Source organism: Citrobacter sp. TBCS-14 (genome assembly GCF_005280805.1).
GTDB classification, from domain to species: domain Bacteria; phylum Pseudomonadota; class Gammaproteobacteria; order Enterobacterales; family Enterobacteriaceae; genus Citrobacter; species Citrobacter gillenii.
Genome location: NZ_SZWM01000668.1, coordinates 317 through 576 on the forward strand (window position 1 = coordinate 317; position 260 = coordinate 576).

The window sequence follows — 260 nt, forward strand, 5'->3', positions numbered from 1 at the left end:
TCCATGTGAGCTGCAATATCTGAAGCAATAACATCGCTGGACTGTTTGGCCGCATCCAGGCCAGCAATAGCGCCCTGAACATCACTTGCCAGACCAGCTTTAGCCATGGTTACGCTGGCTGTGGTAGTGGTTGCTGCGTCTGCTGTCAGGTTTTGAGATGCTATGGTTTTATCAGTATTTGTTGTTGAATCAATCGTGGCATCGTAATTATATGCACCAGAGCGAGCAGTAACAGACTGCTGACCATTAGCAAAGGCTAC

Annotated in this window: 1 pseudogene; it reads right to left on the bottom strand. The window is 48.1% G+C overall.

Annotated elements, in window-relative coordinates:
• Positions 1 to 260 (bottom strand): annotated as a pseudogene (locus FDX22_RS30140) (autotransporter domain-containing protein); the annotation flags it as partial.